The organism is Herbaspirillum sp. LeCh32-8 (assembly GCF_017814915.1).
GTDB lineage: Bacteria > Pseudomonadota > Gammaproteobacteria > Burkholderiales > Burkholderiaceae_D > Herbaspirillum.
Map to the genome: position 1 here is coordinate 1 of NZ_JAGIPZ010000038.1, position 341 is coordinate 341.

Below are 341 nucleotides of genomic sequence, written 5' to 3' on the forward strand. Positions count from 1 at the left end.
AACGTGACCATCATCGGTTACGGCTCGCAAGGCCACGCGCACGCGCTGAACCTGAAGGATTCGGGCTGCAAGGTGACTGTTGGCCTGCGTAAGGGCGGCGCATCGTGGAGCAAGGCCGAGAAGGCCGGCCTGAAGGTGGCTGAAGTCAACGACGCGGTCAAGGACGCCGACGTCATCATGATCCTGCTGCCGGACGAAAACATCGGCCAGGTGTACGCCGAAAACGTCGCGCCGTTCGCCAAGCAAGGCGCCACCGTAGCCTTCGCGCACGGCTTCAACATCCACTACGGCCAGGTCGTGCCGCGCGCCGATCTGGACATCATCATGATCGCGCCGAAGGC

The 341-nt window shown here is 63.3% G+C and carries 1 protein-coding gene; it reads left to right on the forward strand.

Going from position 1 to position 341, the window contains the following annotated elements; translation table 11 throughout:
- Positions 1 to 3: 3 nt before the first annotated feature.
- Positions 4 to 341: NAD(P)-binding domain-containing protein (locus J8I26_RS22570; RefSeq protein ID WP_348635358.1), on the forward strand; the 338-nt coding region annotated here is incomplete at its 3' end.